20 protein-coding genes are annotated in these 26,516 nt (G+C 39.6%); 1 reads left to right on the top strand and 19 read right to left on the bottom strand.

Translation table 11 applies throughout. The features are described from left to right. Window positions 1–169 precede the first annotated feature (169 nt). From D8804_RS07710 to eno, 7 genes are all read right to left on the bottom strand, one after another. Complete coding sequence (locus D8804_RS07710) at window positions 170–1,333, bottom strand: AAA family ATPase (protein ID WP_125399378.1); 1,164 nt, start codon at window positions 1,331–1,333, stop codon at window positions 170–172. Next, entirely contained in the window at window positions 1,330–2,538 is a 1,209-nt protein-coding gene (locus D8804_RS07705) for a hypothetical protein (RefSeq protein WP_125399377.1), read from the bottom strand. Before D8804_RS07705 ends, D8804_RS07710 begins: the two co-directional genes overlap by 4 nt. Window positions 2,539–3,153: 615 nt before the next feature. Beyond that, window positions 3,154–3,696 carry a ClbS/DfsB family four-helix bundle protein gene (locus D8804_RS07700; RefSeq protein ID WP_125399376.1) on the bottom strand — a complete coding sequence of 181 codons (543 nt, stop codon included), beginning with the start codon at window positions 3,694–3,696 and terminating at the stop codon, window positions 3,154–3,156. A 131-nt stretch (window positions 3,697–3,827) separates the two neighbouring features. Next, window positions 3,828–4,742, bottom strand: a complete 915-nt coding sequence (locus D8804_RS07695) for a cysteine peptidase family C39 domain-containing protein (RefSeq protein ID WP_125399375.1) — start codon at window positions 4,740–4,742, stop codon at window positions 3,828–3,830. A gap of 237 nt (window positions 4,743–4,979) precedes the next feature. Next, the gene (locus D8804_RS07690) at window positions 4,980–5,816 is read right to left on the bottom strand and encodes an AraC family transcriptional regulator (RefSeq protein ID WP_125399374.1); all 837 of its coding nucleotides are present in this window, start codon (window positions 5,814–5,816) and stop codon (window positions 4,980–4,982) included. 202 nt (window positions 5,817–6,018) lie between these two features. Further along, a complete protein-coding gene (locus D8804_RS07685) occupies window positions 6,019–6,513 on the bottom strand; it encodes a YkgJ family cysteine cluster protein (RefSeq protein WP_125399373.1) in 495 nt (164 codons plus the stop codon). A 123-nt stretch (window positions 6,514–6,636) separates the two neighbouring features. Next, window positions 6,637–7,941, bottom strand: coding sequence for a surface-displayed alpha-enolase (eno, locus tag D8804_RS07680; protein WP_125399372.1), 1,305 nt, complete (start codon window positions 7,939–7,941; stop codon window positions 6,637–6,639). A gap of 162 nt (window positions 7,942–8,103) precedes the next feature. On the opposite strand from eno, the gene D8804_RS07675 reads away from it, so the two are divergent. After that, window positions 8,104–8,550, top strand: a complete 447-nt coding sequence (locus tag D8804_RS07675) for a DUF1694 domain-containing protein (RefSeq protein ID WP_125399371.1) — start codon at window positions 8,104–8,106, stop codon at window positions 8,548–8,550. Here the strand turns inward: D8804_RS07675 and D8804_RS07670 are convergent. From D8804_RS07670 to D8804_RS07615, 12 genes are all read right to left on the bottom strand, one after another. Further along, window positions 8,547–9,662 (bottom strand): glycerate kinase, encoded by a 1,116-nt coding sequence (locus D8804_RS07670; RefSeq protein WP_125399370.1) that lies wholly within the window; start codon window positions 9,660–9,662, stop codon window positions 8,547–8,549. The two genes, D8804_RS07675 and D8804_RS07670, sit on opposite strands and share 4 nt — an antisense overlap. Window positions 9,663–9,671: 9 nt before the next feature. After that, complete coding sequence (serB, locus tag D8804_RS07665; RefSeq protein ID WP_125399369.1) at window positions 9,672–10,316, bottom strand: phosphoserine phosphatase SerB; 645 nt, start codon at window positions 10,314–10,316, stop codon at window positions 9,672–9,674. A 61-nt stretch (window positions 10,317–10,377) separates the two neighbouring features. Beyond that, complete coding sequence (glgA, locus tag D8804_RS07660; RefSeq protein ID WP_125399368.1) at window positions 10,378–11,811, bottom strand: glycogen synthase GlgA; 1,434 nt, start codon at window positions 11,809–11,811, stop codon at window positions 10,378–10,380. Beyond that, entirely contained in the window at window positions 11,808–12,947 is a 1,140-nt protein-coding gene (gene glgD / locus D8804_RS07655) for a glucose-1-phosphate adenylyltransferase subunit GlgD (protein ID WP_000687022.1), read from the bottom strand. The genes glgA and glgD overlap by 4 nt, the downstream gene beginning before the upstream one ends. Further along, window positions 12,937–14,079: a glucose-1-phosphate adenylyltransferase gene (locus D8804_RS07650; RefSeq protein ID WP_000787259.1), complete on the bottom strand. Its 1,143-nt coding sequence runs from the start codon at window positions 14,077–14,079 to the stop codon at window positions 12,937–12,939. The genes glgD and D8804_RS07650 overlap by 11 nt, the downstream gene beginning before the upstream one ends. Then, window positions 14,069–15,997 carry a 1,4-alpha-glucan branching protein GlgB gene (glgB, locus tag D8804_RS07645; RefSeq protein ID WP_125399367.1) on the bottom strand — a complete coding sequence of 643 codons (1,929 nt, stop codon included), beginning with the start codon at window positions 15,995–15,997 and terminating at the stop codon, window positions 14,069–14,071. Before glgB ends, D8804_RS07650 begins: the two co-directional genes overlap by 11 nt. A 276-nt stretch (window positions 15,998–16,273) precedes the next feature. Then, window positions 16,274–17,698 (bottom strand): NADP-dependent glyceraldehyde-3-phosphate dehydrogenase, encoded by a 1,425-nt coding sequence (locus tag D8804_RS07640; RefSeq protein ID WP_125399366.1) that lies wholly within the window; start codon window positions 17,696–17,698, stop codon window positions 16,274–16,276. A gap of 196 nt (window positions 17,699–17,894) precedes the next feature. Beyond that, complete coding sequence (pulA, locus tag D8804_RS07635; RefSeq protein WP_084925848.1) at window positions 17,895–20,180, bottom strand: type I pullulanase; 2,286 nt, start codon at window positions 20,178–20,180, stop codon at window positions 17,895–17,897. 152 nt (window positions 20,181–20,332) lie between these two features. Beyond that, window positions 20,333–22,291 (bottom strand): NAD-dependent DNA ligase LigA, encoded by a 1,959-nt coding sequence (gene ligA / locus D8804_RS07630; RefSeq protein WP_125399365.1) that lies wholly within the window; start codon window positions 22,289–22,291, stop codon window positions 20,333–20,335. Window positions 22,292–22,381: 90 nt separating this feature from the next. After that, entirely contained in the window at window positions 22,382–23,560 is a 1,179-nt protein-coding gene (locus D8804_RS07625) for an MFS transporter (protein ID WP_125399364.1), read from the bottom strand. A 79-nt stretch (window positions 23,561–23,639) separates the two neighbouring features. Beyond that, on the bottom strand, window positions 23,640–24,503 hold the full coding sequence (locus tag D8804_RS07620; protein ID WP_125399379.1) for an Rgg family transcriptional regulator: 864 nt from the start codon (window positions 24,501–24,503) through the stop codon (window positions 23,640–23,642). Window positions 24,504–24,505: 2 nt separating this feature from the next. After that, window positions 24,506–26,407: an ABC-F family ATP-binding cassette domain-containing protein gene (locus D8804_RS07615; RefSeq protein ID WP_125399363.1), complete on the bottom strand. Its 1,902-nt coding sequence runs from the start codon at window positions 26,405–26,407 to the stop codon at window positions 24,506–24,508. Window positions 26,408–26,516 lie beyond the last annotated feature (109 nt).

Genomic DNA, 26,516 nt, shown 5'->3' with positions numbered 1-26,516 from the left:
TATCTGTCTCTCTTAAAGTAGTTATTCAAAAAAATTGATAGATTTATTATACCCCAACAGCCTAGACAGCAGTATAAATTAACGCAAATTTATAAACAAACGCAAACAATTGCGGTTTCTACCGTGATTGTTATTTTAATTCATCTAAAAAGGTAGGATATCAATTTTATCAATATTTTTTTCTGAAATCTTCCGCAATTGCATCTTGAACAAGGCGTTTTATATGACGAAGATTATTTTCTTCTGAAAAACTCAGAATTTTTCTCATTAATTCGTCGCTAATTTCATAGGTGGTATTTTTGATAGAATTTAACTTATCCACCAGACTATCTGCTTGTTCTTGGATGAATAAGCGTTTTTCATCCAAGTTAGGAATCTGAAAATCGCTAAGTAAATCAAACCGAGACCTTAGGGAAGCTGGAATATGTTGCAGATAGTGCTGAGAAGTCATATTGGAAGTAAAGACAATAGTATAACCATTTAGATTATGAGCGATACCACGCCTATCTGTAAATTTACCGTCTTCTAGTAGTTCATAAAAAAAATTAAACACGGCTGGTGTCGCCTTTTCAAATTCATCAATCAAAATAATTTTAGATTTGGATGAATTAATTTTTCTAATCAGTTCGCCACCCTCATCGCTTCCAACGTATCCGAGCGGAGAACCTATTAAACTATTCAACACCCCTTCTGTCGAGTAATTTCCAAAGTTAATTTTGGTAAGCTCTTCATCTGGATAGAGTGACTTTGATAAAATCTTAGCAAATTCTGTTTTACCTATTCCAGATTCACCAATCAGAAACACGGAAAAAATCTTCCGGACTCCTATTCTTTCGAGAAGTATAAAGTTTTCATACTTCTGTATAAAATCTTCCTTAAATAAATCATGACCAATTAGGTTGCTGGCAGCCTCCTGTATTTTATTGCTAAACTCAGTGTCACTACTATCTTTCGTTTCGTCGTCAGGATTAAAATTTTGAACTTCTGGATTAGCAAAATTTTCGTTTATCTCTTCATTTTCAAATAGAAGTGGCAACTCTTTCAGTACACTTTCGTATTTTAACTTATTTAGCCAAAAAATAAAGGAGCTAGACACTCTACTTAGCGAAAAGAAAACTCGACCTATATACTGACTATTATAGGCGTTTAAATTCATCAAGGCCGATAAATCTATGACCAATCCATCTACAGCATCAATCTCCTCGCATATATCTTCTATTTCACTCAAATTAGTGAAATCGTAAGATAGAATACGAGTGATATCAATCCTTTTACTTTCCAAGAAATGTTCTTTTAAATCATCTATTCTTGTAACATCATATAAATAAATCACGACTCACTCTCCACATTGATTTTTTGAACGACAGCAATCACATCTATCAAATGATATGTTCCATTTAACTTTTCATAGTTGAAATCTATTTCGAATTCCGACCCATATTCATCGCTCTTTTCAGATGATGAGGATTTTGGGATAATATCTTTTACATTGTTCGTCACATTATTTTTCTTGGCTTGCTTACTCATAAACTCTAAAAATTTTGTTGACATGGTATCAACTTCAGAAAAATTAATCTTACCTCTATCTATTCCGACTAAGTTAAGTTTTCCAAGTTGAAAATCACTATGTCTATACCCATTCTCAAAACCTTCAACTTCTCCATAGGGGAAACGAACCAAGAATTTTTCATTACCTTGTTTGAAACTATAATCAATCGTGTAGTCAGTCAAGAAAGTAGAAAGTAGGTTTGACATATTTAACTCAATTCCCTCCGTACTAGGATTATCCAACTTGCTAGCCTGTAACACTTGCAATATAAGCGGAATATCTTGTGCATTTACGGGATTAAGAGTTACACTATCAAATTTTATTAAATCTCCTTGCTCTAGGTTCTCAGCTTGAAAATTTTTAGACATTTCATAGACTTTTCTAAAAATCGTAGATTTAGTGCTTTTAACTTCGAAACTTTCACTAATTTTACTTTCCGTAGTTAATTCGTTGCTATTTCCATATCCTGAATACAAACCATTTCTCGTTCCAATTTCAAAAAAATTTTTACGACTTGTTGTACTGCTATTTTCCTTCTGAATAGTTGTCTTGACAGTATCATCGATTAGGGTAGCAATTTCATAAGACTTAGCCGAATTGAGATATACTAAGTTGAAATAGTCTATGTTTGACTGGGAATTATCTGCTGCTGTATTAATTTTATTGATAGAGTCTATCCGCCAACTCCCAGAAATCAATATTGCACTAGCCATTAGTAATACATTTAAGTCGATATTGGCTATAGTAATTAGATAATCCAACGCGGGCTGGAGCAGTACATATAATATAGTTACAAATAGAAATTCATCCTTCTTTTCATTTCTTAAAAAGTAAAAGGACAATATTGTCACTACAGCAATAATCATCTTATATCCAGAATACGGCTGTAATATATTAATTTTAAACAACCAACAAATGATTGTATATGCAACCAATGTATAGCTAATTACTCTACGATAATTTACACCTAGGAAAAATTTTTTTACCACTAAACACCTCTAGCTTTCTTAAGCTTATATTTATAAAATCATTACAAAAATAGCAGAAATAATTTTTTATAATTCGATTATACCACAAGCCCAGAGATCAGTTTAGAAAATAATATACTTGTACCCCTGCCAATATAACACCCTAAGATATGTTGTATATTTATATTGAGATAAATTTATCAAAATCAGCAACACTCTTCCAATCACCAAGCCGATTTTTCAAAAGGAAAAAACAAAACCAAATGGATAGGACGGCTGTGAACTCTCCCAAACAGAGGGACACCAACACTTTTCTAACTTTCTCTTTTTGTATGTTCATCATCTCACCCATCTATCTATCAACCTATATCAGAAAAAAGCCATTCGAGGCATTTTCTAGTCAAGATTTCTCAGAATCAAGACATTCTAAGCATCGAACAGCTCTATTACTTTAATATCATTGTAATTCTAAACTTAGAATTACATTAAAATAAATGTTTCAGGGCTATTCTAAGTCTATGACAGCTTTAAATTTTAATTTTTGAAGGATTCTAAAGCTAGAATTGTTCAAAAATCACGAGAACTAAGCTATTCGAAGCTTAGAAGAACCTTTGGTGAATTTCAATAGCACTTCAACTAGCTACTCTTACAATTTCTCTGATGAGCTTTGAGTTTTTTCAGAGCCCAGTCATAGTGACTGGAGGTGCTACTGGCAAAGTAGGAACCTAGACTTGTCCCACCCGTCCATTTATAGATACCTTTGGTAAAGAGTTGGTCATTGCTGAAGCCTTCCATCAACTCTAAAACCTCTTTATGTGATTGCTCTAGTAGCCTAGTCGCTTCTTCTAGAGACGTTTTCTGGTGCTTCTTCCAAATAGCGACATTCATTTCCCCATAAGTTTTCCAATTATAAGGTTCAGGGAGAAAAGGTCTTTCATGTCCCTTTTGATTAGAATGTACCCAAGTCAAAAGTAACTGATGCCATTCATAGAGATGGATCAGAACATCTCTTAGATTTTTATCTCTTTTCCAGTGAGCTTCTTTTTTCTTTTGGTCTTTTGAAAAATCAAAAGGAGTCTGTAGTTCCTCTTCACTTAATTTAGAGATAAAGTGATTGAGCTTTTCATAGTTTTCCTTAGAGGCTAGCACTAATTCCTCTTTCGTTCTTGGTCTAGGCATAGGAGTTCTCCCTTCATTTTTAAGTAGAATAAGCTATTTTCTTACTTCATTATACCATAACCATAATCAAAAAGCAGTTCTTCATTTTACGAAAAACTGCTTTTACTAACTATTTTTTATGCTTATAGTCACTAGTTTACATATAAATCTCTAAAGCGACCATCCACTTCTGCTATCTGATAGAGCAAGTGGGATAGTTCTTGATAATCTTCTTTTAAACATGAAAGATGGGCTCGGCCAAATAGAGTAGCCAATTCCTCTTTGAATCTTGCCCCTTCTGGATCATGGTCTTTTAAGAACCTACTGAGATAGAGATTTCGAACAGCTGCAAGTTTAAAGCTGAAATACTGATGCAATTGTTTTTGCTTGGTATTTAAGCCGTTTTCAGCAAATGATTTTGCATAGCATTCCAAAACACCATTTTGACCATTCAAATATCGGTTTTTCATAATCCTTGCTGTTTCCTGATAGATTTCAGTCTGACTAGGACTCTTGACCTTCTTAAAATTTCCCCACATGGAGTAAGCTCCACGCTTATAGTCAATAGCCTCCGCCTTCCAAGCTTCTAATATGTCATTAAAAGCAACCTTCATACAGGCAAAACCAGCTGGATCATGCAAATAGAGATACTGATCATCAATATCATACACGGTTACGAAGTGATCCACACCATAAAGGATTGTGTGGTTGGGATTGTAGGACAGATGGCCCATATCAAGAGGTCCCAGTACAACAGGACCATTGGACAGAAAGGTTACTAACTTTCCTTTAACCTCTTCCAAATCTACTTCCGATCCATCTTTTAGATAGAAGTCTTCATAGTCAAATCCAAGTATTTTTAAGGAATGAGAGATGGAAAGATCTGGCATTCCATTATCAAAGAATACTAGAGGGTGCTGGTCATCTTCCTTTACGATACTAGCGCCATTTCCCATCGCCATGATTGCCTCTAAAAAATCTGCTTTAAAGTCATAACCATAGGCATCCAGTGCCATTGCCAATGAATAACTATAGCAAAGTGACACATCTCCAAAATACATCTGCATATCCATGCCTCCTTATCTTCTATGGGACTATTATACCGAGAAAACTATTCGCATACCCCATAAAATCCAAACAAAAATTATGGTATGTTTGATTTATAGAAATGAATTTCTTTATACTTAAATTTAAATTAAATTGTAATTCTTTTTTTCATAAGTTATTTTCAAACAAAGCAAAACTCTGTAAAATATACCTTCTACAGAGTCAGCTTTCCATCTTTATAAAAAATAGAAAATTATCTAGTCCTTGCTTACTGGTATCCAGAGTTCCATTTGATAGTCTGGTGACGACATGTCTCCTTCAGTATAGACTTCAAAGTCTGGCGCTCCTGAGTGGCGATAGCCTGTTTCTGGGAAAAAAACCTCCAAAACATACTTCCAAGCATTGTGGATGCTAGCTGGTATAGGGCCTTTGACTGGTACGATAGCATATTCAGCTGCTGGGATGTCTTTGATTGACAGACCCAATTCTTCTGCTTTTACTTTATCCGTCACATCATAAGCAGCCATATAGTCGATAATTTCGCCTTCTTTGACATCCGAGCAGACGCCAAAGGATTGGCCACTACCCAAACCTTCTAGCATTTCAAAACTGTGATGGGCATAGAGTTGATCCCAAGCAGACGGGCATTTGCTATTGTCAATAGCTTCCAATAGGACGCCTGCCACGATAAATGCAGGCTTCTTTTGAATCTTGATATCCATGTTCTTTCCTCCTGTGATTTTTAAGGATAATTGAAGCTTAGGAAAGACCCGATAAGGTTTTCCATTTCGAACTTCTGAGGGAGTTGCATCATGGAATTTCTTAAAGGCCGCACTAAAAGCATCCGCAGAGTCATAGCCATATTTCATTGCTATGTCAATGACTTTCTCAGAGCTTTCCCGCAAATCCATCACAGCCTCTGACAGCCTGCGATTGCGCAAGTATTCTGCTAATGTCATATCTGCCAGGATAGAAAATAGCCTGCTAAAGAGAGCATAAGAATAGCCCGATAGCTGCTGGAATTTCTGCAAATCCACTTCTGCGTCCAACTTGCTTTCCAGATATTCCATGGTTCGATTGAATTGATGCATCATATTCGTTTCTTCTTACCTCCACAAGATACAAAAGTCCTTAAAAGCAAAGTGAAAATAGAAAAATTGACGCTAGAGCTTCTAGTCCTAGAAATTTTCTCTTTTTCGAACAGCTTTTAGGCCGTGTTCAATTCTATCTATAGTCTATCAGATATCAGATACTTCCGCCCTAGAATCTTTGTACAAGATCTAAAGGTGTAAATTTCTATAACTTATCCTTTAATTTCTCAACAAAGAGATAGGCTGCAGGACAGGTCAAGGTGTTCTTAATCGTCAAATGGTTGATTTGATGGATCTTTTTACGATCTGTATGGGGAAATTCTCGGCAGGCCTTTGGACGAACATCATAGATAGAACAGAGATCGTCTCCTCCTAGAAAGGGGCAAGGCATAGATTTAAAAACCTTATCACCGTCTTCGTCCACCTGTAAAAACTCTGCTTCAAAGGCTGGTAATTTCATCTTAAAATACTTGGCAATACGTGTAATATCCGCTTCCTTGAAGTCAGGTCCCAAGGTCTTACAACAGTTAGCGCAGGCAGTGCAATCAATCTCAGAAAAAACTTCTTCGTGAATTTGCTGGGCTATCTTATCTAAGTTTTTAGGAGGTTTTTTCTTTAGATTGGCTAAAACTTTGCGGTGCTCCTTCTGCTTTTGCAAGGCTAGCTGGTGGTAATACTCAATATCAATTTCTTTAGACATAATTGCTTTCTAATACAAGTGTTTTTGTCTATTATACCATAAACTATTTCCCATTTTTTACCTTTGCATACAAAAAGCCCTTCGGATAAAATCCGAGGGGCAAAAACGTTGTTAAATCAACGATTATTTTTTCAAGTTGTAGAATGATTTCAATCCACGGTATTCAGCTACTTCACCAAGTTGGTCTTCGATACGAAGTAATTGGTTGTATTTAGCGATACGGTCTGTACGTGAAAGTGAACCAGTCTTGATTTGTCCTGCGTTAGTTGCAACTGCGATGTCAGCGATTGTTGAATCTTCAGTTTCACCTGAACGGTGTGATACAACGGCAGTGTAACCAGCTTCTTTCGCCATTTCGATAGCGTCGAAAGTTTCAGTAAGAGTACCGATTTGGTTAACTTTGATAAGGATTGAGTTAGCAGCACCTTCTGCAATACCTTTTTCAAGGTAAGAAGTGTTTGTTACGAAGAAGTCGTCACCAACCAATTGAACTTTACCACCAAGACGTTCAGTAAGAGCTTTCCAACCGTCCCAGTCGTTTTCGTCCATACCATCTTCGATAGTGATGATTGGGTATTTGTTTACCAATTCTTCAAGGTAGTCGATTTGTTCTGCAGCAGTACGTACAGCGGCACCTTCACCTTCGAATTTAGTGTAGTCGTAAACTTTACGTTCTTTATCGTAGAATTCTGATGAAGCACAGTCAAATCCGATAAATACGTCTTTACCAGGAACATATCCAGCAGCTTCGATCGCAGCAAGGATAGTTTCAACACCGTCTTCAGTTCCTTCAAAACGAGGAGCGAATCCACCTTCGTCACCTACGGCAGTTTCCAAACCACGTGATTTAAGGATTTTCTTAAGTGCGTGGAAAATTTCAGCACCCCAACGAAGAGCTTCTTTGAATGATGGTGCACCAGCAGGTACGATCATGAATTCTTGGAAAGCGATTGGAGCGTCAGAGTGAGAACCACCGTTGATGATGTTCATCATTGGAGTTGGAAGAACTTTAGTGTTGAATCCACCAAGGTAGCTGTAAAGTGGGATTTCAAGATAGTCAGCAGCAGCACGAGCTACAGCGATAGACACACCAAGAATTGCGTTTGCACCCAATTTACCTTTGTTAGGAGTACCGTCAAGTGCGATCATAGCACGGTCGATAGCTTGTTGGTCACGTACATCGTAGCCGATGATTGCTTCAGCGATGATGTTGTTTACGTTGTCAACAGCTTTTTGTGTACCAAGACCACCGTAACGAGATTTGTCACCGTCGCGAAGTTCAACTGCTTCGTGTTCACCAGTAGAAGCTCCTGATGGAACCATACCACGTCCGAAAGTACCTGATTCAGTATAAACTTCTACTTCAAGTGTTGGGTTACCGCGTGAGTCTAGGACTTCGCGAGCGTAAACATCAGTAATAATTGACATTTTTTACTCTCCTTTGAGTTAAATTTTTTACACCTCTATGATACCTTAAAAATACACGTTTTTCAAGAAAAAACGTTATCTTTGTGCAAATTTTCCTTAACTTTATAAAGTAATCGCTTTCTTTTATCTGTTTTCTTGCGATTTTTGTGATATACTTTTTTTATGACAGATTTATCAAAACAACTACTAGAAAAAGCTCATGGTGGGCCAAAACTAAACCCGGATGAACAACGTCGTTTTCTCGGCACTTTCGAGGAAAGAGTTCTTGGCTATGCGGATGTTGAGACGGCCAATAGCCTTCAACTCCAAAAAGGATTTTTAATGATTTTGAAAAACTTTCAAGAAAAGACAGAGAGTCTTTTTGTGAAGATTTCGCCAAATATCGAGTTTGACAAACAGGTCTTTTACTTAAAACAAGCAAAGGAAAGCAACTGCCAGGCGACTATTGTTTCAGACAATCATATCACCTCTCCTTTAGGCCTTGTCATTCACACGAATGAACCTGTTCAAGTAGACGAAAAGGACCTTAGACTTGCATTCTCGAATCTCTGGGAGGAGAAAAAGACAGAAACTCCGAAAAAATCCATCTGGAAAAAATGGTTGGGTTAATCCTTCCTCAACTTTAATAAACGACCAATATTAGCAGCTGTGTGCTCCAAATAGAGGCTTGCTTTTTTCAGACTATCTTCTAGTGGTTCACTTTTCTCTAAAATAGAAAAGGCTGCCTGTATATTTTCGAATGGTAGGGGAGGCAAATCGTCAGCAAGACTACCGCAAATAGCGATAACAGTAACTCCGTTAGGGGTTCTTTTTGCTACACCGATAGGAGCTTTTCCAACAAAGCTTTGACTGTCCAGTCTACCTTCTCCAACGATAACCAAGTCGGCCCCTGCAACTTTCTTCTCAAAGTCTATCAAATCCAAGCAAGTATCAATCCCAGATACGATACAGGCCTCAGCAAAGGCACATAGCCCAGCAGCAATGCCACCGCCGGCTCCTGCTCCTTTCAGAGATAGGGTTGATGGCGAAAGTTTTTCATAGAACCGCCGCATAGCCAAATCTACTGTTTCAAACAGAGCAGGATCCAGACCTTTTTGTCTGCCAAATGTATAGGTCGCTCCTTGGTTGCCACATAAAGGGCTCACGACATCTGCTAAAATGCGAATCTTCACATCTTCAGGAATCCTATACAAGTCGCTGTCTGAAACTGGCTCGAACTCAAGCAAAGTCTGACCGCAAGCTGGCAATTCTTTTCCATTCTTATCATAAAAACAATAACCTAAACCAGCAGCAATGCCTATTCCGCCATCATTACTAGCCGTACCACCTACACCGATATAGATTTCTTTCATCCCTTGATCAATGAGATGACGAATCAGCTCCCCGATACCTCGAGTTTGGATGTGAAGAGGGTTTCGTTTCTCCTGCGGAATCTTTCCAAGACCAACCAAGTCAGCAACTTCAAAGAGCGCTGTTTTTCCTTTCTGAAAGTAGCGCATTGCTTCATTTAGGCCAAAAGGTCCTGTCACTTGGAACCATTTTTCTTCTAGTTCAAGAGAATGTCGAATAGCATCTACAGTTCCTTCCCCACCATCACCTACAGGGCAAAGCAGACATTCTACATCTGCTATTGACTGTTCAAAACCCCTTTTTATAGCTTTGGCGACCTCTTCTGCCGTCAAACTTTCTTTAAAAGAATCAGGTGCAATTACAATTTTCATAGTTCCCTCTCATTCTAAGAAATCAATCCAAGGCAAAACTTTCAAAAAATCCCTCGTATCTACATGACAAGCTATCTCGGATTTTACGACTTCTTTGGCACAAAATGCAATACCACGTCCTGCTGATTTCAACATTAATAGGTCATTGGCACCATCACCGATGGCAATCGTTCTTTCTTTGGAAAGTCCTGATTCCTTTCTCCATTTCTCAAGCGTAGCTTGTTTTACTTGACCTGTCACAATTTTACCAACTAATTTTCCTGTTAAAAAACCGTCTTTGACCTCCAACCGGTTGGCAGAGAAATAGGAGATACCAAGGGATGTTGCTAATCTCTCAACTATTGGTGCAAATCCACCAGACACTAGACCGACTAGAATACCCTTCTTTTGAAGTATGGAGATAAATTCTTGAGCATTCTTGGACAGATGAATGGATTTGAAGACAGTATCAAAGACCGAAACCGGAAGACCTTTTAACAAAGCCACTCTCGCTCGTAAGCTTGTTTCAAAGTCCAGTTCACCTCGCATTGCCTGGCTTGTAATCTGCGATATTTCTTCTTCGCAACCCGCTTCTTTTCCTAAAAGATCAATCACTTCTTCTGCTATCAGGGTGCCGTCAACGTCCATGACACAGAGCCCCATTACTTGAGTCATCACTTCTCCTCTTTTCTAAACAGCCCAAAAATCGTATGAAAGAATCATACGATTTTATCTATTAGTTGACTAAACTATGGTACAAGTCAAGATAAGACTTACAAGCTGTGTCCCATGAGAAATCGCATTCCATAGCTTGTTTTTGTAGATTTTTCCAAACGTCCGGCTGGTACTTATAAACATCCAAGGCTGTTTGGAAACTCCAGTTAAGCCAGTATGGTGTTAAATTATCAAAGCTAAATCCAGTACCAGTTCCTTCGATCGGATTGAAAGCTTGAACAGTATCACGCAATCCACCCACTTCATGAACCAATGGTAGAGTTCCATAACGCATAGCCATCATTTGAGACAAGCCACATGGTTCAAAACGACTCGGCATGAGGAAGAGGTCACAAGCTGCGTAGATTTCTTGAGCAAGTTTGACGTCAAACGTGATATTTGCTGATAGCTTATCAGGATAAACTTGAGCAAACCAAGAGAAGGAATGTTCAAATGCTGGATCACCTGTTCCTAAAAGTACAATTTGAACGTCCTCTTGTAAGAAACGATGCAAGCTTTCCACAACAACATCAAAGCCTTTTTGTCTTGTCAAACGAGAAACAATCCCAACTAGTGGCACATCTGCTCGTACAGGTAGACCAACTCTCTCTTGCAATTTTGCCTTATTTTGCGCCTTTCCAGACAAATCATCCTTATCAAAATGATGGTCTAAAAGAGCATCTGTCTCTGGATTATAGAGATCTGCGTCGATACCATTGACAATACCTGAAACCTTACCAGACTCCATTCTAAGAATCTGATCCAAACCGCAACCGAATTGACTAGTCATAATCTCATGTGCATAGCTAGGCGATACGGTTGAGACACGATCCGCGTAGAGAATACCTGCTTTCATCCAGTTGAGGCAATCATTCCAGCGAAGGGTCCCATCAGCGTAACGTTCAAAACCGACACCGAACAAATCCCACAACATTCCTTCAGAAAACTGACCTTGGAATTCCAAATTATGAATAGTTAAAACGGTTCTGATTCCTTGATATGCCTGAATCCATCTGTATTTTTCCTTCAAGAGAAAAGGAATCATAGCGGTGTGATAATCATGGGCATGGAGAATATCTGGAATGAAATCAATTCGCTCCATGGCTTCAAGAGCAGCCAGTTGGAAGAAGGCAAAACGTTCACCATCATCGAAATCTCCGTAAACATGACCTCGGAAGAAATACGTTTGATTGTCTACGAAGTAGAAGGTAACACCATTCAAGACGGTCTTCTTAATACCACAGTACTGTCTACGCCATCCTACACTCACTTCAAAGTGAAGAACATCCTCAATCTGGTCGCCGAATTTAGCCTCTACCATGTCATAGTAAGGTAAGACAACCGCAACTTCGTGCCCTGCCTTTACCAGTGATTTTGGAAGAGCGCCAATGACATCTCCCAAACCACCTGTTTTTGAAAAGGGCGCACCCTCTGCTGCTACGAATAAAATTTTCATGAATGAATATCCTCTGTAACTTTTTCGCCTTTTTTGACTACAACTGGGTGTTCTGCAGTACCGCGAATAACGACACCGTCAGCAACTTCAACCCCTTTGTCCAAGATGGCATATTCAACTTGGGCACCTTGACCAATCACAACACGTGGGAAGAGAAGACTGTCTTTAACTAGACTATCCTTATGAACGTGAATATTACGTGATAGGACCGACTGAACTACTTCACCCTCTATGATACTACCAGAGGCGAACTGCGAAGTACTTACCTTAGAGGTGTTTGAGTAGTAAGTTGGTTCTTCATTCTTAACCTTGGTATAAATTTTTTGGTTAGGTGAGAAGAGAGAGTAGAATTTTTGAGACTCTAGCATATCAATATTGGCTTGATAATAGGATTGAACAGAGTGAACATTGGCTAGGTAGCCAGTGTATTCATAAGCAAAAGCACCTTCTTTAGCTGCCAACTCACGTAAAACATAGCGTAATTTTTCTGGGTATTCTTTTTGAACTTCTTCTTCCAAACGCTTAATCAACCACGGAGTATCAACAACGAATATATCTGTAGACATGTTGAAAAGTTCATCTGTTGATTTGGCATCAAAAAGTTTATGAGAAAGAACACGGTCTGTTTCATCGACTTCCAAGATGGCATTAACATCTGAAATATCCTTTTTAGGTAATTTCTTATAAACAACTGTAATCGGACGACCGGCAGTAGTATGTAAATGGAATACTTGATTGAGGTCAATATTCACCACGATATCACAGTTAAGTGCAACTGTCTGATTTGACCCTGAACGTTTCAAATAAGTGAGAAGCTGTTGGTAATATTCTTTCCCAACTGTGCTACTTTCAACACGCGTATTATAAATACCTAGATAGTAGTGACTGAGAAGGGTAGATAAGCCCCACTCACGTCCTGAACGAATGTGGTCAAAGACTGAACTAATATTGTCTTGTTGGAAAATTCCAAAGACACTACGAACACCAGCATTTGCAAGGCTAGAGAGAGGGAAGTCGATCAAACGATATTTTGCTCCAAATGGCAAACTGGCTACTGGACGATGATCTGTCAAAGTTGACATATCGTGAAAACCAACGGTGTTTCCTAAAATGGCTGAATATTTATCAATCTTCATCTGTTGCTACCCCCACTACTTCATCATATCCTACTACTTGTACTTCGTCTGTTCCATCAATTTCGACACCTTCAGAAATAACAGCACCTTCACCAATGATGGCACGTTTAATTTTTGCACCTTTTCCGATAATGGCACCACTCATGATTACAGAGTCTACTACTTCAGCACCCTCACGTACTTGCGCTTCTGTTGAGAGAATGGAATGCTTAACAGTTCCATCCACGAGACAGCCATCCACAACTAAAGAATCTTCTACATGAGCGTGTTTTCCAATAAAGTTTGGTGGTGAAATCAAGTTCCGTGAGTAGATTTTCCACTGACGATCACGACTATCCAAAGCGTTATTTGGATCAATGTATTCCATATTTGCTTCCCATAGAGACTCGATAGTACCAACGTCTTTCCAGTAGCCTTTGAATTCATAAGCATAAACGCTTTCTCCAGACTCAAGGTAGTTTGGAATAACGTTTTTACCGAAATCTGACATATCTACCTTGCTCTTTTCAGCGGCTACTAGCATGTTGCGTAGACGTTTCCAGTCAAAAATATAGATTCCCATAGAAGCTTTAGTAGACTTAGGTTCTGCTGGTTTTTCTTCGAATTCGACGATACGATTATTGGCATCTGTATTCATGATACCAAAGCGACTAGCTTCTTTGAGAGGCACATCTAGAACAGCTACTGTCAAGCTGGCGTTGTTGTCCTTATGAGACTGAAGCATGTCATCATAGTCCATCTTGTAAATATGGTCACCAGAAAGGATCAAGACGTATTCTGGGTTAACACTGTCGATGTAGTCAATGTTTTGGTAGATAGCGTGGCTAGTCCCTTCAAACCAACGGTTTCCTTCACTTGCAGAGTAGGGTTGAAGGATAGAAACACCTGTATTAATGCCATCTAGTCCCCAGCTCGAACCATTTCCGATGTGGTTGTTCAAGGCAAGAGGCTGGTATTGTGTAATCACACCGACGTTGTGAATCCCAGAGTTAGCACAGTTTGAAAGAGCAAAGTCAATGATACGGTAGCGCCCACCGAATTGCACTGCTGGTTTGGCAATGCTTTGAGTGAGTTTTCCGAGACGTGTTCCTTGCCCACCTGCAAGGATCAAAGCTAGCATTTCATTCTTCATTTTCTACTCCTTTTTGGGTTTTATTTGTGACAGTTTTAGTTGGTTTCAAGCGACGTTTAATCTTCCAGATACTTGCCCCCATAGCTGGCAAGGTGAAGGTCAAGGTCTGCTCATAATCCTTCCATAATCCTTCTTGGGTTTGAACCGTTTGGTTGTATTCTTTCCAGACACCACCCCATTGTTCCAATTCTGTATTCCAAACTTCTTCATAAACTCCCGCGACAGGAAGTCCGATTGTAAAGTCTTTTCGTTCAACAGGCGCCATATTAAAGACACAGACTAGCATTTCACCCTTTTTACTCTTACGAATAAAGGAAAGGACACTCTGATCTCTATTATCCGCATCGATAATTTCGATGCCGTCGTAGCTGGTGTCAATTTCCCAAAGGCAACGATGCTCTTTATAGAATTGATTGAGTTGAGAAGTGAAGTACTTCATCTTAGCATTCATTGGATCTTCCAAGTTAGACCATTCTAGCTGTTCCTCAGACTTCCACTCTAAGAACTGACCATATTCGCTTCCCATGAACAAGAGTTTCTTACCTGGATGACAAATCTGATAAGTGTAGAGATTGCGTAGTCCTGCAAATTGATTGTATCGATCTCCCCACATCTTGTGCATCATGCTCTTCTTACCATGTACGACTTCATCATGTGAGAAAGGTAAGAGATAGTTTTCATTGAAAACATACATAAAGCTGAAAGTCACCAGATTAAAGTCATACTTGCGGTAAATCGGATCTTCCTCGTAGAAACGGAGAATATCATTCATCCAACCCATATTCCACTTGTAGTCAAATCCTAGACCGCCCATTTCTTTCATACCAGTAATCTTTGTTGCTGATGAACTTTCTTCTGCAATCATCATCACATCTGGATGAGCTAACTTGATAACAGTGTTCAAACGTTGAAGGAAATAGTAGCCTTCGTAGTTGAGATTGCCACCGTCTTTGTTTGGAGTCCAAGGAGCATTATCATAGTCTAGGTAGAGCATATTGCTCACAGCATCTACACGAATACCATCTAAATGATAAAACTCAATCCAGAATTTAATGCTAGAAATCAAGAAGGACTGAACTTCATTCTTCCCAAGGTCAAAGTTAAGAGCTCCCCAACCGTAGTTATGGGCCTTATTGTGGTCTTGGTATTCAAAAGTTGGTGTTCCATCGTAATAAGCAAGGGCGTCATCGTTGATGGTAAAATGACCTGGAACCCAATCCACAATTACACCGATATTGTTTAAATGACATTCCTCAACAAAATCTTGGAATTCTTCTGGTCGCCCGTAAGAATGCTCCATAGCAAAGTAACCCATAAGCTGGTAGCCCCAACTCAATCCAAGCGGGTGAGCCATTAAAGGCATAAACTCGATGTGAGTGTAGTTCATCTCAACAAGGTATGGAATGAGTTCTTCCTTGAGTTGTGCAAAGCTGTATGGACTACCATCTGGATTTCTCTTCCAAGATCCAGCGTGGGCTTCATAAATATTGACTGGTCTCTCAAAAAAGCCCCAGCGTTTTCTCCTAGCTAGCCAAAGACCATCTTTCCATTTTTTCTCTGGAATATCAGTCAGGATGGCTCCAGTCTCTGGGCGGGCCTCAAAACGAACCGCCAATGGATCAATTTTCATAATCTGGTGCCCATTTGCACGCGTGATATGATACTTATAAATCTGCCCTTCATGAGCCAGACTTGTGAAGACTTCCCAAACACCCGATTCATTCCGTACCATAGGAATTTGGTGCTCTGTCCAGTTTGTAAAATCACCAACTAAGTGCACAGCCTGAGCGTTAGGTGCCCAAACACGGAAAGTAAAACCAATTTCTCCGTTTTTTTCCTCTTTATGTGCTCCTAGATAGTGCTGAAGATGAAAATTTTCTCCAGTAGTGAAGGTTCTCAATGCTTCTTGATTATTCATCCAATCCCCTTTCTTTTTGTAAGCGTTTTCTATAATTCTATTATACACTCTTTTAAGATAACTTTCAAGTAATTTACGGAATTTCACCAAAATTATCTTGAAAATTTTAGAAAATATATTTTAACATTATATAATTTTTTCATTTAATTGTTGAAAAAATGAACGATTTGCATATATTTTCTTAGTATAATATCAAAACATTCGTTATTTTTCAATTTTTAACTGGATTTTTTAGTAAAAATAAAAATCAGGAATGTTATTTCCTGATTTTAGAAATTATTTCACATCAAAAACAATGGATTTGACATTTGTCATTGCTTCAATGCTGTATTTAATCCCTTGCACTCCTGCACCAGAACCCTTTACACCAAGGAATGGGAAATTATCTGGTCCACGTTGTGTTTTGTTATTAATATGAACAGTACCGACTTCAAGCTTTTCAGCGATTTCAAATGCCTTCTTAAAGTCATTTGTAAAGACAGAGGATTGAAGACCGAACTCAGATTCGTTGGCAATTGCTACCGCTTCATTTGCATCGGAAACACGGATAATTGGCAGAACAGGACCAAACGGTTCTTCCCAAGCTAATTTCATATCTCTTGTGACATAATCAAAAAGTCCCGGCCAAATGAGATTGCCCTCACGTTTGATTGGACTGAGCGCTTTGGCACCCTTTTCTTGAGCGTCCTGAATCAATCCCCAGATGAAATCAGCTGAAGCATTGTCAACAACAGGTGTGATATCTGCATTGTCAAATGGGTCACCGACTGTTAGCTTAGCAACTTCAGCTTGAAGTAATTCAGCCAATTTATCCGCCACACTTTCCACAACCAAGACACGCTTGATGGCAGTACAACGTTGTCCTGAATAGCTAAAGGCTCCACCGACGATTTGTTTAGCTGCGTGTTCCAAGTCTGCATCTTCGAGAACGATAGCTGCATCTTTCCCACCAAGTTCAAGCATGATAGGACGCATTCCAGCTAAACGACCGATTCGCTCACCGATCGGTGTTGAACCTGTAAAGTTAATGAAGTTCACTTCCTTGTGTTCAATGATGTAGTCACCGATTTCAGAACCACGTCCAGTTATCGTATTAAATACTCCTGCTGGGATACCTGCCTCATCAAAAGCCTTGGCTAATAACAGACCTGAGATAGATCCTTGTGTTGGCGGTTTAAACATGACGACATTCCCTGCAATCAAAGCTGGAGCAATCTTAGATCCAGAAAGGTTAACTGGATAGTTAAATGGCGCGATAGCTAAAACGACACCAACTGGCTCACGACGGACAACGGCTAGTTTGTTTTTACTTGCAGCTTCAAAACCGCCACCTTCCATTGCTTGTCCAGTGATACGGAGACCTTCTTCTGCAGCAAAACGAATCAAATCTGCTGTACGTACTACTTCTCCAATGGCTGCTTTTATCCCTTTAGCAACCTCTTTGGCAAGAATTGTACCAATTTTTTCTTTATCACGTTCCAAAATGTCTGCTGTCTTATGCAAATAGGCTGCACGCTCAACTGGTGCTAAATCACGCCATGCTGGGAGAGCTGCACGCGCAGCTTTCATAGCCTCATCTACTTCAGCTTGACTCATAGCTGGTACTGTTCCCAGCTTTTCCTGATTAATGGGTGAATAGATTGTAATTTCCTTTTCAGATGATTTCCATTTTCCATTTACTAAATTCTGATAATTTGTCAAATTCTCTTCCTCCTGAAAATGATTAAGACTTATTTTATCAAATTTTCAGAAAATTACAACCCTTTTTGTGAAAAAATTGAGATTATTTTCACAATCTTGATCCTTCAAATTATTTGAAACTTAATTCTACTCTTCATTAAAAACCTCATAAATGACAAAAAGGATTAGATAATCTAACCCTTTTTACTACATTAATTTATGAGAGCACTTTTAAAACTGCGACACTAATATCATCAATAACATTTTCTTGTTTTGAACGACTGTTGGTAAGGAACATTTCAAGCTTACCTGCATTTTCAAAGTAGAAGGAAGTTCCCTTGGCATTGAATACCACCAATAGATGTTCTGGTCCCCCGTGAATCTCGTAAACAATCCATCCGCTATTTTCTGCAGCTGTGTGGACAAAGACATGACGGTAAACTTCTTCGTATGTAGGATAAGAAAAGGCGCTAGTCTGTGTTTTCAGTCGAATAATCTGACGGACAAAGTCAATGCTCTCTTGTCTTTCATTGATCAAATCCCAGTTTATTTGGTTGACACTGTCAGGAGCATTGTAACTATTCATAGCACGTTCTCGGTCTGCTGGAGTAAGTTCTCCATGTTCGCCTGTCGGAATTAACTTGGTTCGACCAAATTCTTGGCCAATTTCCATAAAGGACATTCCTTGCATGAGGAGATTCATCGCTGTCGCTGTCTCGACCTTGCGCATAATCTGGTCTGAACTTTGATCAGGATGAAGAGTCGCCAGCAAATCATGAAGATTATAATTATCATGGGCTTCAACATAGTTGAGAACCTGGTTTGGACTGAGATAAGACCCCAATTCTCGGCTACCAAGAATGGCCTTGGCGACGATTGGTTCTGTAGCAGCACCACTCACAAATCCTGATTTGATTGCTCCATAAACTTCTCCTCCTTTGATCGCATCACGCTGATTATCGTTGAAGAAACCTATATTTGGCATCTGGTGGGCGTTATCCTTCTTAGCCTTGTCATAAGGAGCAAGACCTGTTCCCATATCCCAGCCTTCTCCATAAGTGATAATACGGGGATCAACCTCATCTAGCGCCCAACGAATTGCCTGCATAGTTTTGACATCATGAATGCCCATCAAGTCGAAACGGAAACCGTCAATATTGTATTCTTTCACCCAATAAAGGATGGAATCAATCATATACTTGCGGAACATCTCGTGTTCACTTGCAGTTTCATTTCCTACTCCCGTACCGTTTTGAAAAGTTCCATCACGATTCATACGATAGAAATAATCGGGAACAGTTGTCTGGAATGGAGCATCAACTGTTGAGAAGGTATGGTTATAAACCACGTCCATAATGACACCGATTCCTGCATCATGATAAGCCTGAATCATGGTCTTGAGGTCTCGAATAACTTGTCCGGGATCATCTGGATTACTAGAGAAACTTGTTTCTGGAGCATTGTAGTTTTGAGGGTCATAACCCCAGTTATAGGTTACATTTCCATCCTGATCATATTCCTTATGACGATCAAAGATAGGCTGAAGTTGAACATAGTTGCAACCAAGTTCTTTAATATAGTCAAAGGCGGTTGCTTGACCGTACTGGTTAACTGTTCCAGTCTGAGCAGCACCCAAGAAGGTTCCGCGGAGTTCTTCAGGAACACCAGATGTAGGCGATTGGGTAAAATCACGAATATGCATTTCACAGATAACTGCTTTACATGGATTCTCCAAACGCCATGGCGCTTCTGTCCCATGTCTGACTTCAAATCTTTCTACTTGTCTGTCCTGATGAGAAAGAATTACAGAACGTTTCCCGTCAGGACTTGTTGCAGTTGTGTAAGGATCTCTCGTCAAAGTCTGGTGGTGAGGAAATTCAATTTGATACTGATAAGCCTTACCAGCAAGATTTTCATCTAAGTCTAGACTCCACACACCAATGGTATTGTACTTATGACTATATGAATAGCTATTGCCACGCTCTAGATTAAATGTTTTCCAAATGGGTGCATCGTTACTAGTGTTTTCATAGACAACCACCTGAACAGCTGTAGCTGTTGGAGCCCAAAGTTTAAAACTGGTCTGGGAATCAGATCCTTGGCAGCCCAAGTCTCCTTGGTATCCCCAGTGATGATCAAAGCTTGCGCAATGGATGGCTTTATCAAAGGCAAATGGATTCTGATCCTTATAATATGGACTAGCAATAGCTGGATTTTCTGAATAATACACAGTCTCGTCTCCCTCTAAAATCCATGCTTCTGTCAGCAAGGGATAGTAGTTAAAACGTACAAGATATTCTTTTAATACACCATCTATCTCGGCTTTGAAGGTGAAACTATCCACCTTCTCCTGACTGGTCACGGTGAAAGAAAACTGAAGACCAAAATAAGTGGTCTCTGAAGTTAAGGAGCTTTTGTTTTCATCTCGGTCTGTGTTAAATGAGCAAACTGTATAATCTCCATTTTTTCTATGAAAATGGAGTAGAACGGGATAATTGTACATGTTTTTTCCTAATTTCTAATTTCTATTTTAATTTTATTTGGTGCTGATGGATTCAGTTGGCATTTCATCACAATGGACAACAGATTTTAACCATGTCAAAACACATCAGGAGGGACACTTTCAGACTATCTGACACCTTGTTTTTACTATCATTACAAACTTTCCAACCAAGCTTCGTCTCGAACTTCGATACCAAGTTCTTGAGCTTTTTGGAGTTTGCTTCCTGCATCTGCTCCTGCTACGACAAGATCCGTTTTCTTGGATACACTGCCTGTTACTTTGGCACCTAGACTTTCGAGTTTACTTTTTGCTTCTGAGCGTTTGAGACGTTCCAATTTCCCCGTGAGTACAACGGTCAAACCTGACAAGGCCGCATCTGCTACTACTGTCTGTCCTTTATAGTCCAGATTGACTCCAGCTTCTTTCAGCTCATCTAAGAGAATTTTAGTCCCTTCTGTAGCAAAATAAGTCTGGAGACTTTGCGCAATTACACTCCCCAAGCTTTCGATACTTGCTACTTCCTCTGGATCTGCTTGGGCTAGATTTTCAATAGAGTGGAAATGTTGGAGTAAGAGCTGACTAGCCTTACTTCCGACATGGCGAACGCCCAGACCAAACAAGAGCTTTTCAGCAGAGTTTTCCTTTGATGCTTGAATAGCCTGATACAGTTTAGAAGCAGATTTTTCCTTGACACCTTCTAAAAGGAGGAAATCGTCTTCTTTCAAACGGTAAATATCTGCCACATCCTTAACCAGATTAGCAGCAAAAAGTTTTTCAACGATAGATGGACCAAGCCCTGTTATATTCATGGCATCTCGAGAGGCAAAGTGAATCAAGCCTTCCATAATTTGGGCAGGGCAGCGAGGATTGATACAACGCAGGGCTACTTCATCTTCAAAGTGAAGCAACTGACTGTCACAACTTGGACAATTTGATGGAATATCTAGTTTTTCTTCAGAAATACGTTTAGACTCTACAACACGCAAGACAGCAGGGATGATGTCTCCAGCCTTATAAACGATAACCGTATCGTCCTTTCGGATATCCTTTTCGGCGATATAGTCCACATTGTGCAGGGTTGCACGGCTAACAGTTGTCCCAGCAAGCTGAACAGGTGTTAGATTGGCAGTCGGGGTCACAACACCCGTACGACCTACTGTCCAGTCAACTGAAAGGAGCTGGGCTTCTTTTTCTTCAGCAGGAAATTTGTAGGCGACTGCCCACTTGGGCGCTTTAACAGTAAAACCAAGCTCTTCTTGACCTGCTAGGTCATTGACCTTGATCACCACCCCATCAATGTCATAAGGTAAATTATCCCGTTCTTGTCCAACTTCTTGAATGAAATCCCATATCTCATCTATACTTTCAGCCAGAATTCGTTTAGGATTAACTACAAAGCCAAGCTGTTCAAGATGCTTCAAAACCTTTTCTTGGCTATCACGAGTAGAAGGGCTTGCTTCTTGATAGAGGAAAGTCGCAAGATTACGCTTGGCCACTACTGCTGTATCCAACTGACGGAGGGTTCCTGCTGCTGCATTACGGGGATTGGCAAATTCAGGCTCTCCATTTTCTTGACGTGCTTGGTTGACCAGATCAAAAGAAGCGCGTGGCATGTAACACTCCCCACGAACGGTAATATCAAGTTTTTCTGGCAATGTTAAGGGAATATCCTTGACACGCTTGAGGTTTTCGGTGATATTTTCTCCAATAGAACCATCACCACGTGTCGCCCCAGCGACCAAAATCCCCTTTTCATAAGTAAGCGAAATAGACAAACCATCGATTTTCAATTCACAGATATAGGTGGGTTGGGGGAGTTCCTTGCGAACGCGCGCATCAAAAGCTTCTAACTCTTCACGTGAAAAAGCATCCTGCAAACTATATAGAGGATACTGATGACTGTATTTTTCAAAACCATCTAAAACCTTACCACCAACACGATGGGTCGGACTGTCTGCTAAAACTTGTTCTGGATAGGCAGCTTCCAACTCGACTAACTCTCGGTAGAGGCGATCATACTCGCTATCTGAAACCGAGGGGTTATCACTTGTATAGTACTCGGTTGCATAGCGATTGAGTAAGGCAACTAACTCATTCATTCTTTCATTCATAATATTATTTTACCATAAATGAAGCCCTCCTCACAATAGAGAAGGACTGAAAAATGGTTAGTATTGAAATATTTTCTAAAGATAGTGAAATTATAAGTCTTTTTCAAAACGACTTCGGACATAAACAAGGGATAGACAAGACAGGATAACAACCCCGCTTCCGATTATCAGGAAAGAAGAGAGATGTACACTTGGCAGCACTGTCATAAATCCTTTTGCAATAGGCATAAATAGAATTGCTAAAGTAAAAATTGTACTTAATACTCTACCTAAATATTCACTTTCAACCTTGGTTTGCACCTGAGTAAAAAAGTGAATATTAAAAATTGTCATAAACAGTTCACAAACTAAATTTCCGGAAAAAGAAAGAACAGTTGGCAGTGGTAACCCCATCATAAAAACTCCAATACCAGTCAAAGCTAGTAAAATCAAAAGGCTATGAACACTTGCTTTTATCTTACTAGCAAGAAGAGCTCCAATAATCGAACCAATTGCGCCCATAGTCAAAATGCTTGCATAGGCTCCTTCTACCCCATAAAGGCGATTGGAAAAGGGGAGGAGAAATTCAAAAGCGGCAAAAAAGAAATTAACACTGGAAGCTACTAACAAAAGAAAGAAAATCTCTTTCTGATGCCAGATATAGTGTAGTCCAGCCTTCATATCAACAAAGACGTCTTTCCTACTAAAACTCTTTTTCTCATGTACTTGGATTTCTTTTTGGGGAAGAAGAGCCACTAAACAAAATGCGATGAAAAAACTAATGGCATCTAAAACGAGCGTCATATGGAGACTGGCAAATTGTAAAACGATGAAAGAAAGTACAGGGGAGCTAACGCCTACAACCTGCAAAACGAGCTCTAAGCGAGCATTATAGGTCACAATCTCGTCTTTCTCTACAACCTCAGTTATAATAGCTTTGTTGGCTGTACGAGAAAATGCAAAGGCAACCGCCTGAACAATATTGGCAAAAATCAAGGCAGCAATCATCAAGCTATCATTTCTGATGAAAGAAATAGCTAAACAGAGAAGGCCACAAATAAAGTCTGTCGTCATTAAAATTTTGCGACGTGAAAAGCGGTCTGAAATCACTCCGCCAAAGGGATTGACTAGAATGGATGTAACCAACTCAGAAATTTGATAAATCCCAAGAACAGTTTGTCCTATCGTTCCCATTGAGGCTAACCAAACACTATTTCCATAGTCATAGAGCATATTTCCAATTTTATTAATAGCACCACGGCTAATCAACTGTACTGCATGTCGATTCATATAAAAACTCCTCTCAAATTTTGAAACTATTGTATCAAAACTGGAAGGAGTTACTCTATTATTCCCTTATTTGGGAAAATCAATCTTTTACAAATTTTTCATAATGTTCCTGATAATAAGCCACTTGCTCTGGAAGTCCAAGCACATCAAAAATACGCATGGCTTCCTGCATCTGGTTACAACCTTCTTCTTTCTGACCTCTCTGGTAGAGGGAAAATCCCTTGATATAATGGAAGATATTTCGTTCATAAAGCTTGATACCATTTCCAATCAGCTTCTCTACATAACCCTCGAAATAGTCCGCATCCGTAAAGGAGCGATTCTCCAAACAATGCTGGTAACAGTTAAGAGCTAGAATCAAAACGAGTTTTCGATGTCGACCAATTTCTTTGTAGTAGTCTTCTCGCTCCATGACTTCTCTACCAATCCGAGCCACATAGTCCACATTGTAGAAAGTATAGAGATTACCAAAAAGGATCAACTCATACATGGTCCATTCTTCTGTTTGGAAAAGATAATCTGCTACCTTATCCAAATCACTCTGACTCATCGTGTAACGAGCATCTCTTTGACAAATCAGTCCTTGTAGCAGAATCCAATTCAGCTCAAAATAGAGAGGATTGGTCGAACTCTTCGCTTTCTGTAGTTGTTCTTTTTGAAGCTGTTGAAAACCTGCAATATCATTTGAGTAGTAAAGCGGAATAATCTGCGCCATCAAGGCAACGTGTTCATGATTTTGGAAATCTCTAGCTTTATCCATAAAATTTTCAATGGTCACATGAATATTATCCAAAATCTCAAAGAAACGAGAAACTGCTAGATCAGACTCTCCAAGTTCGAAGCGAGATAACTGAGAGGTTGAACATGATTCACCTGCCGCCTCTTTCAAGGAGTACTTCCCACTTGTTCGAAATTCACGAAATACCTTTCCAAGATGTTCCATCTTTACACCTGCTCCGATAATTCTTCCCACTCAAGCATAGCCTCTTCCTGACGATGGCTGATTTTGTCCAGTTCAGCCTGCAATTCCATGAGCTTTTCAGCATCGTTGGTTTCCAGCATTTGTTCAGAAATGGCTTGACTTTGAGTTTCTAACTCTTCGATTTCAGCCTCTAAACTCTCTATTTGGCGCATGAGCTTACGGGCTTCTTTCTGACTTTCTTTCTGAGCTTGGTAGTCATTAACTGAACTTGCTTCTTTTGCTTGATTGCTAGTTGAAACTTCTTCTGTCTGGCTGACTTCCATTTCAGCCTTTTTATCAACATAGTAGTCATAATCTCCCAAGTAAAGAGTCGAACCATTCTCAGACAATTCCAAGACATGAGTGGCTACACGATTGATAAAGTAACGGTCGTGACTGACAAACAGAAGGGTTCCATCAAAGTCTATCAAGGCATTTTCTAGCACTTCCTTGCTATCAATATCCAAGTGGTTGGTCGGCTCGTCCAAAATCAGGAAGTTATTATTTTCCATCGAAAGTTTAGCAAGAAGCAAACGAGCGCGTTCACCACCAGATAGCATTCCGACTGACTTTTTAACATCATCCCCTGAGAAGAGGAAAGCGCCAAGGCGGTTACGGATTTCAACCTCTGGTGTTAATTTAAAATCATTCCAAAGTTCATCCAGAACAGTATTACTAGGTGTTAACTTGCTTTGAGTCTGGTCATAGTAACCAACCTCAACATTTGCTCCAAAACGCTTCTCTCCTTTGATAAAAGGAATCTGGTCTACTATTGACTTGATAAAGGTTGACTTCCCAATACCATTTGGTCCTACGATGGCAACAGCATTCATCTTACGGAGGTCGAGATTGATTGGCTCTGACAATATTTCACCATCATAACCAATGGCTGCATTTTCAACGGTCAGGACAAGATTACCCGACGTTTTCTCAGACTGAAAGGTCATATTGGCTGATTTCTTACCAGCTTCTGGCTTGTCCAAACGCTCCATTTTTTCCAGTTGCTTACGCCGAGATTGGGCACGTTTAGTCGTTGAAGCTCGTACTAGATTGCGATTGACAAAGTCTTCCAGAGCAGCGATTTCCTTCTGCTGCTTTTCATAATTTTTTGCCTCAGTTGCTAACTTTTGCTCTTTTTGTTCAACAAAACGAGAGTAATTTCCGACATATCTATCCAAAGAATGCTTGGTCAAATCGAGCGTAATTGTTGCAACCTTGTCCAAGAAATAACGGTCGTGACTGACAATGATAAGTGCACCGCTATAGTTCACCAAGTAATTCTCCAGCCAGGCAATGGTTTCAATATCCAAGTGGTTGGTTGGTTCGTCCAAGACTAAGAGATTTGGCTTTTCAAGGAGCATTTTGGCTAGTGCCAGACGGGTATTTTGACCACCTGAAAGCTCAGCAATTTTCATCTGCCACATAGTCTCATCAAACTTGAAACCATTTAAAATCGCTCGAATATCAGCTTCGTAGGTAAAACCACCAGCCTGACGGAAATTTTCTGACAAACGATCATAATCCACCATCAGTTTATCCAAATCCTCACCAGACTTTTCACCCATTTCCAATTCCATCTGACGTAGTTGTCTCTCCGTTCGACGTAAATCATCAAAAACATGGAGCATTTCATCGTAGATGGTATTTTCAGACTCAAAACGGCTATCTTGGGCTAGGTAAGACAGAGAAACATCTTTTTTCTTATTGATTTCTCCACTAGTTGGCTCCTCTTCTCCAACTAAAATCTTCAACAGAGTCGACTTTCCTGCACCATTTTTCCCAACAAGAGCAATTCGGTCTCGTTCATCTACTTGCAGGTTTATATTATCAAACAAAAGCTTGCCTGCAAAAGAACGTTCAATTTTATTGGCTTGTAAAATAATCATATAGGTAGTATAGCATGTTTCCCTAAGGGGTTCAAGACTATAGAATCCATTTCATTTCAAGCTTTTTCAGAAAGTTATGCTAACGTTTTACTAAAATGATAAATCGTGA

It is taken from the genome of Streptococcus oralis (assembly GCF_003944215.1).
Lineage (GTDB): Bacteria > Bacillota > Bacilli > Lactobacillales > Streptococcaceae > Streptococcus > Streptococcus oralis_BI.
Note: the sequence above shows the minus strand (reverse complement) of the source record. Positions and strands in the feature narration are given on the sequence as shown.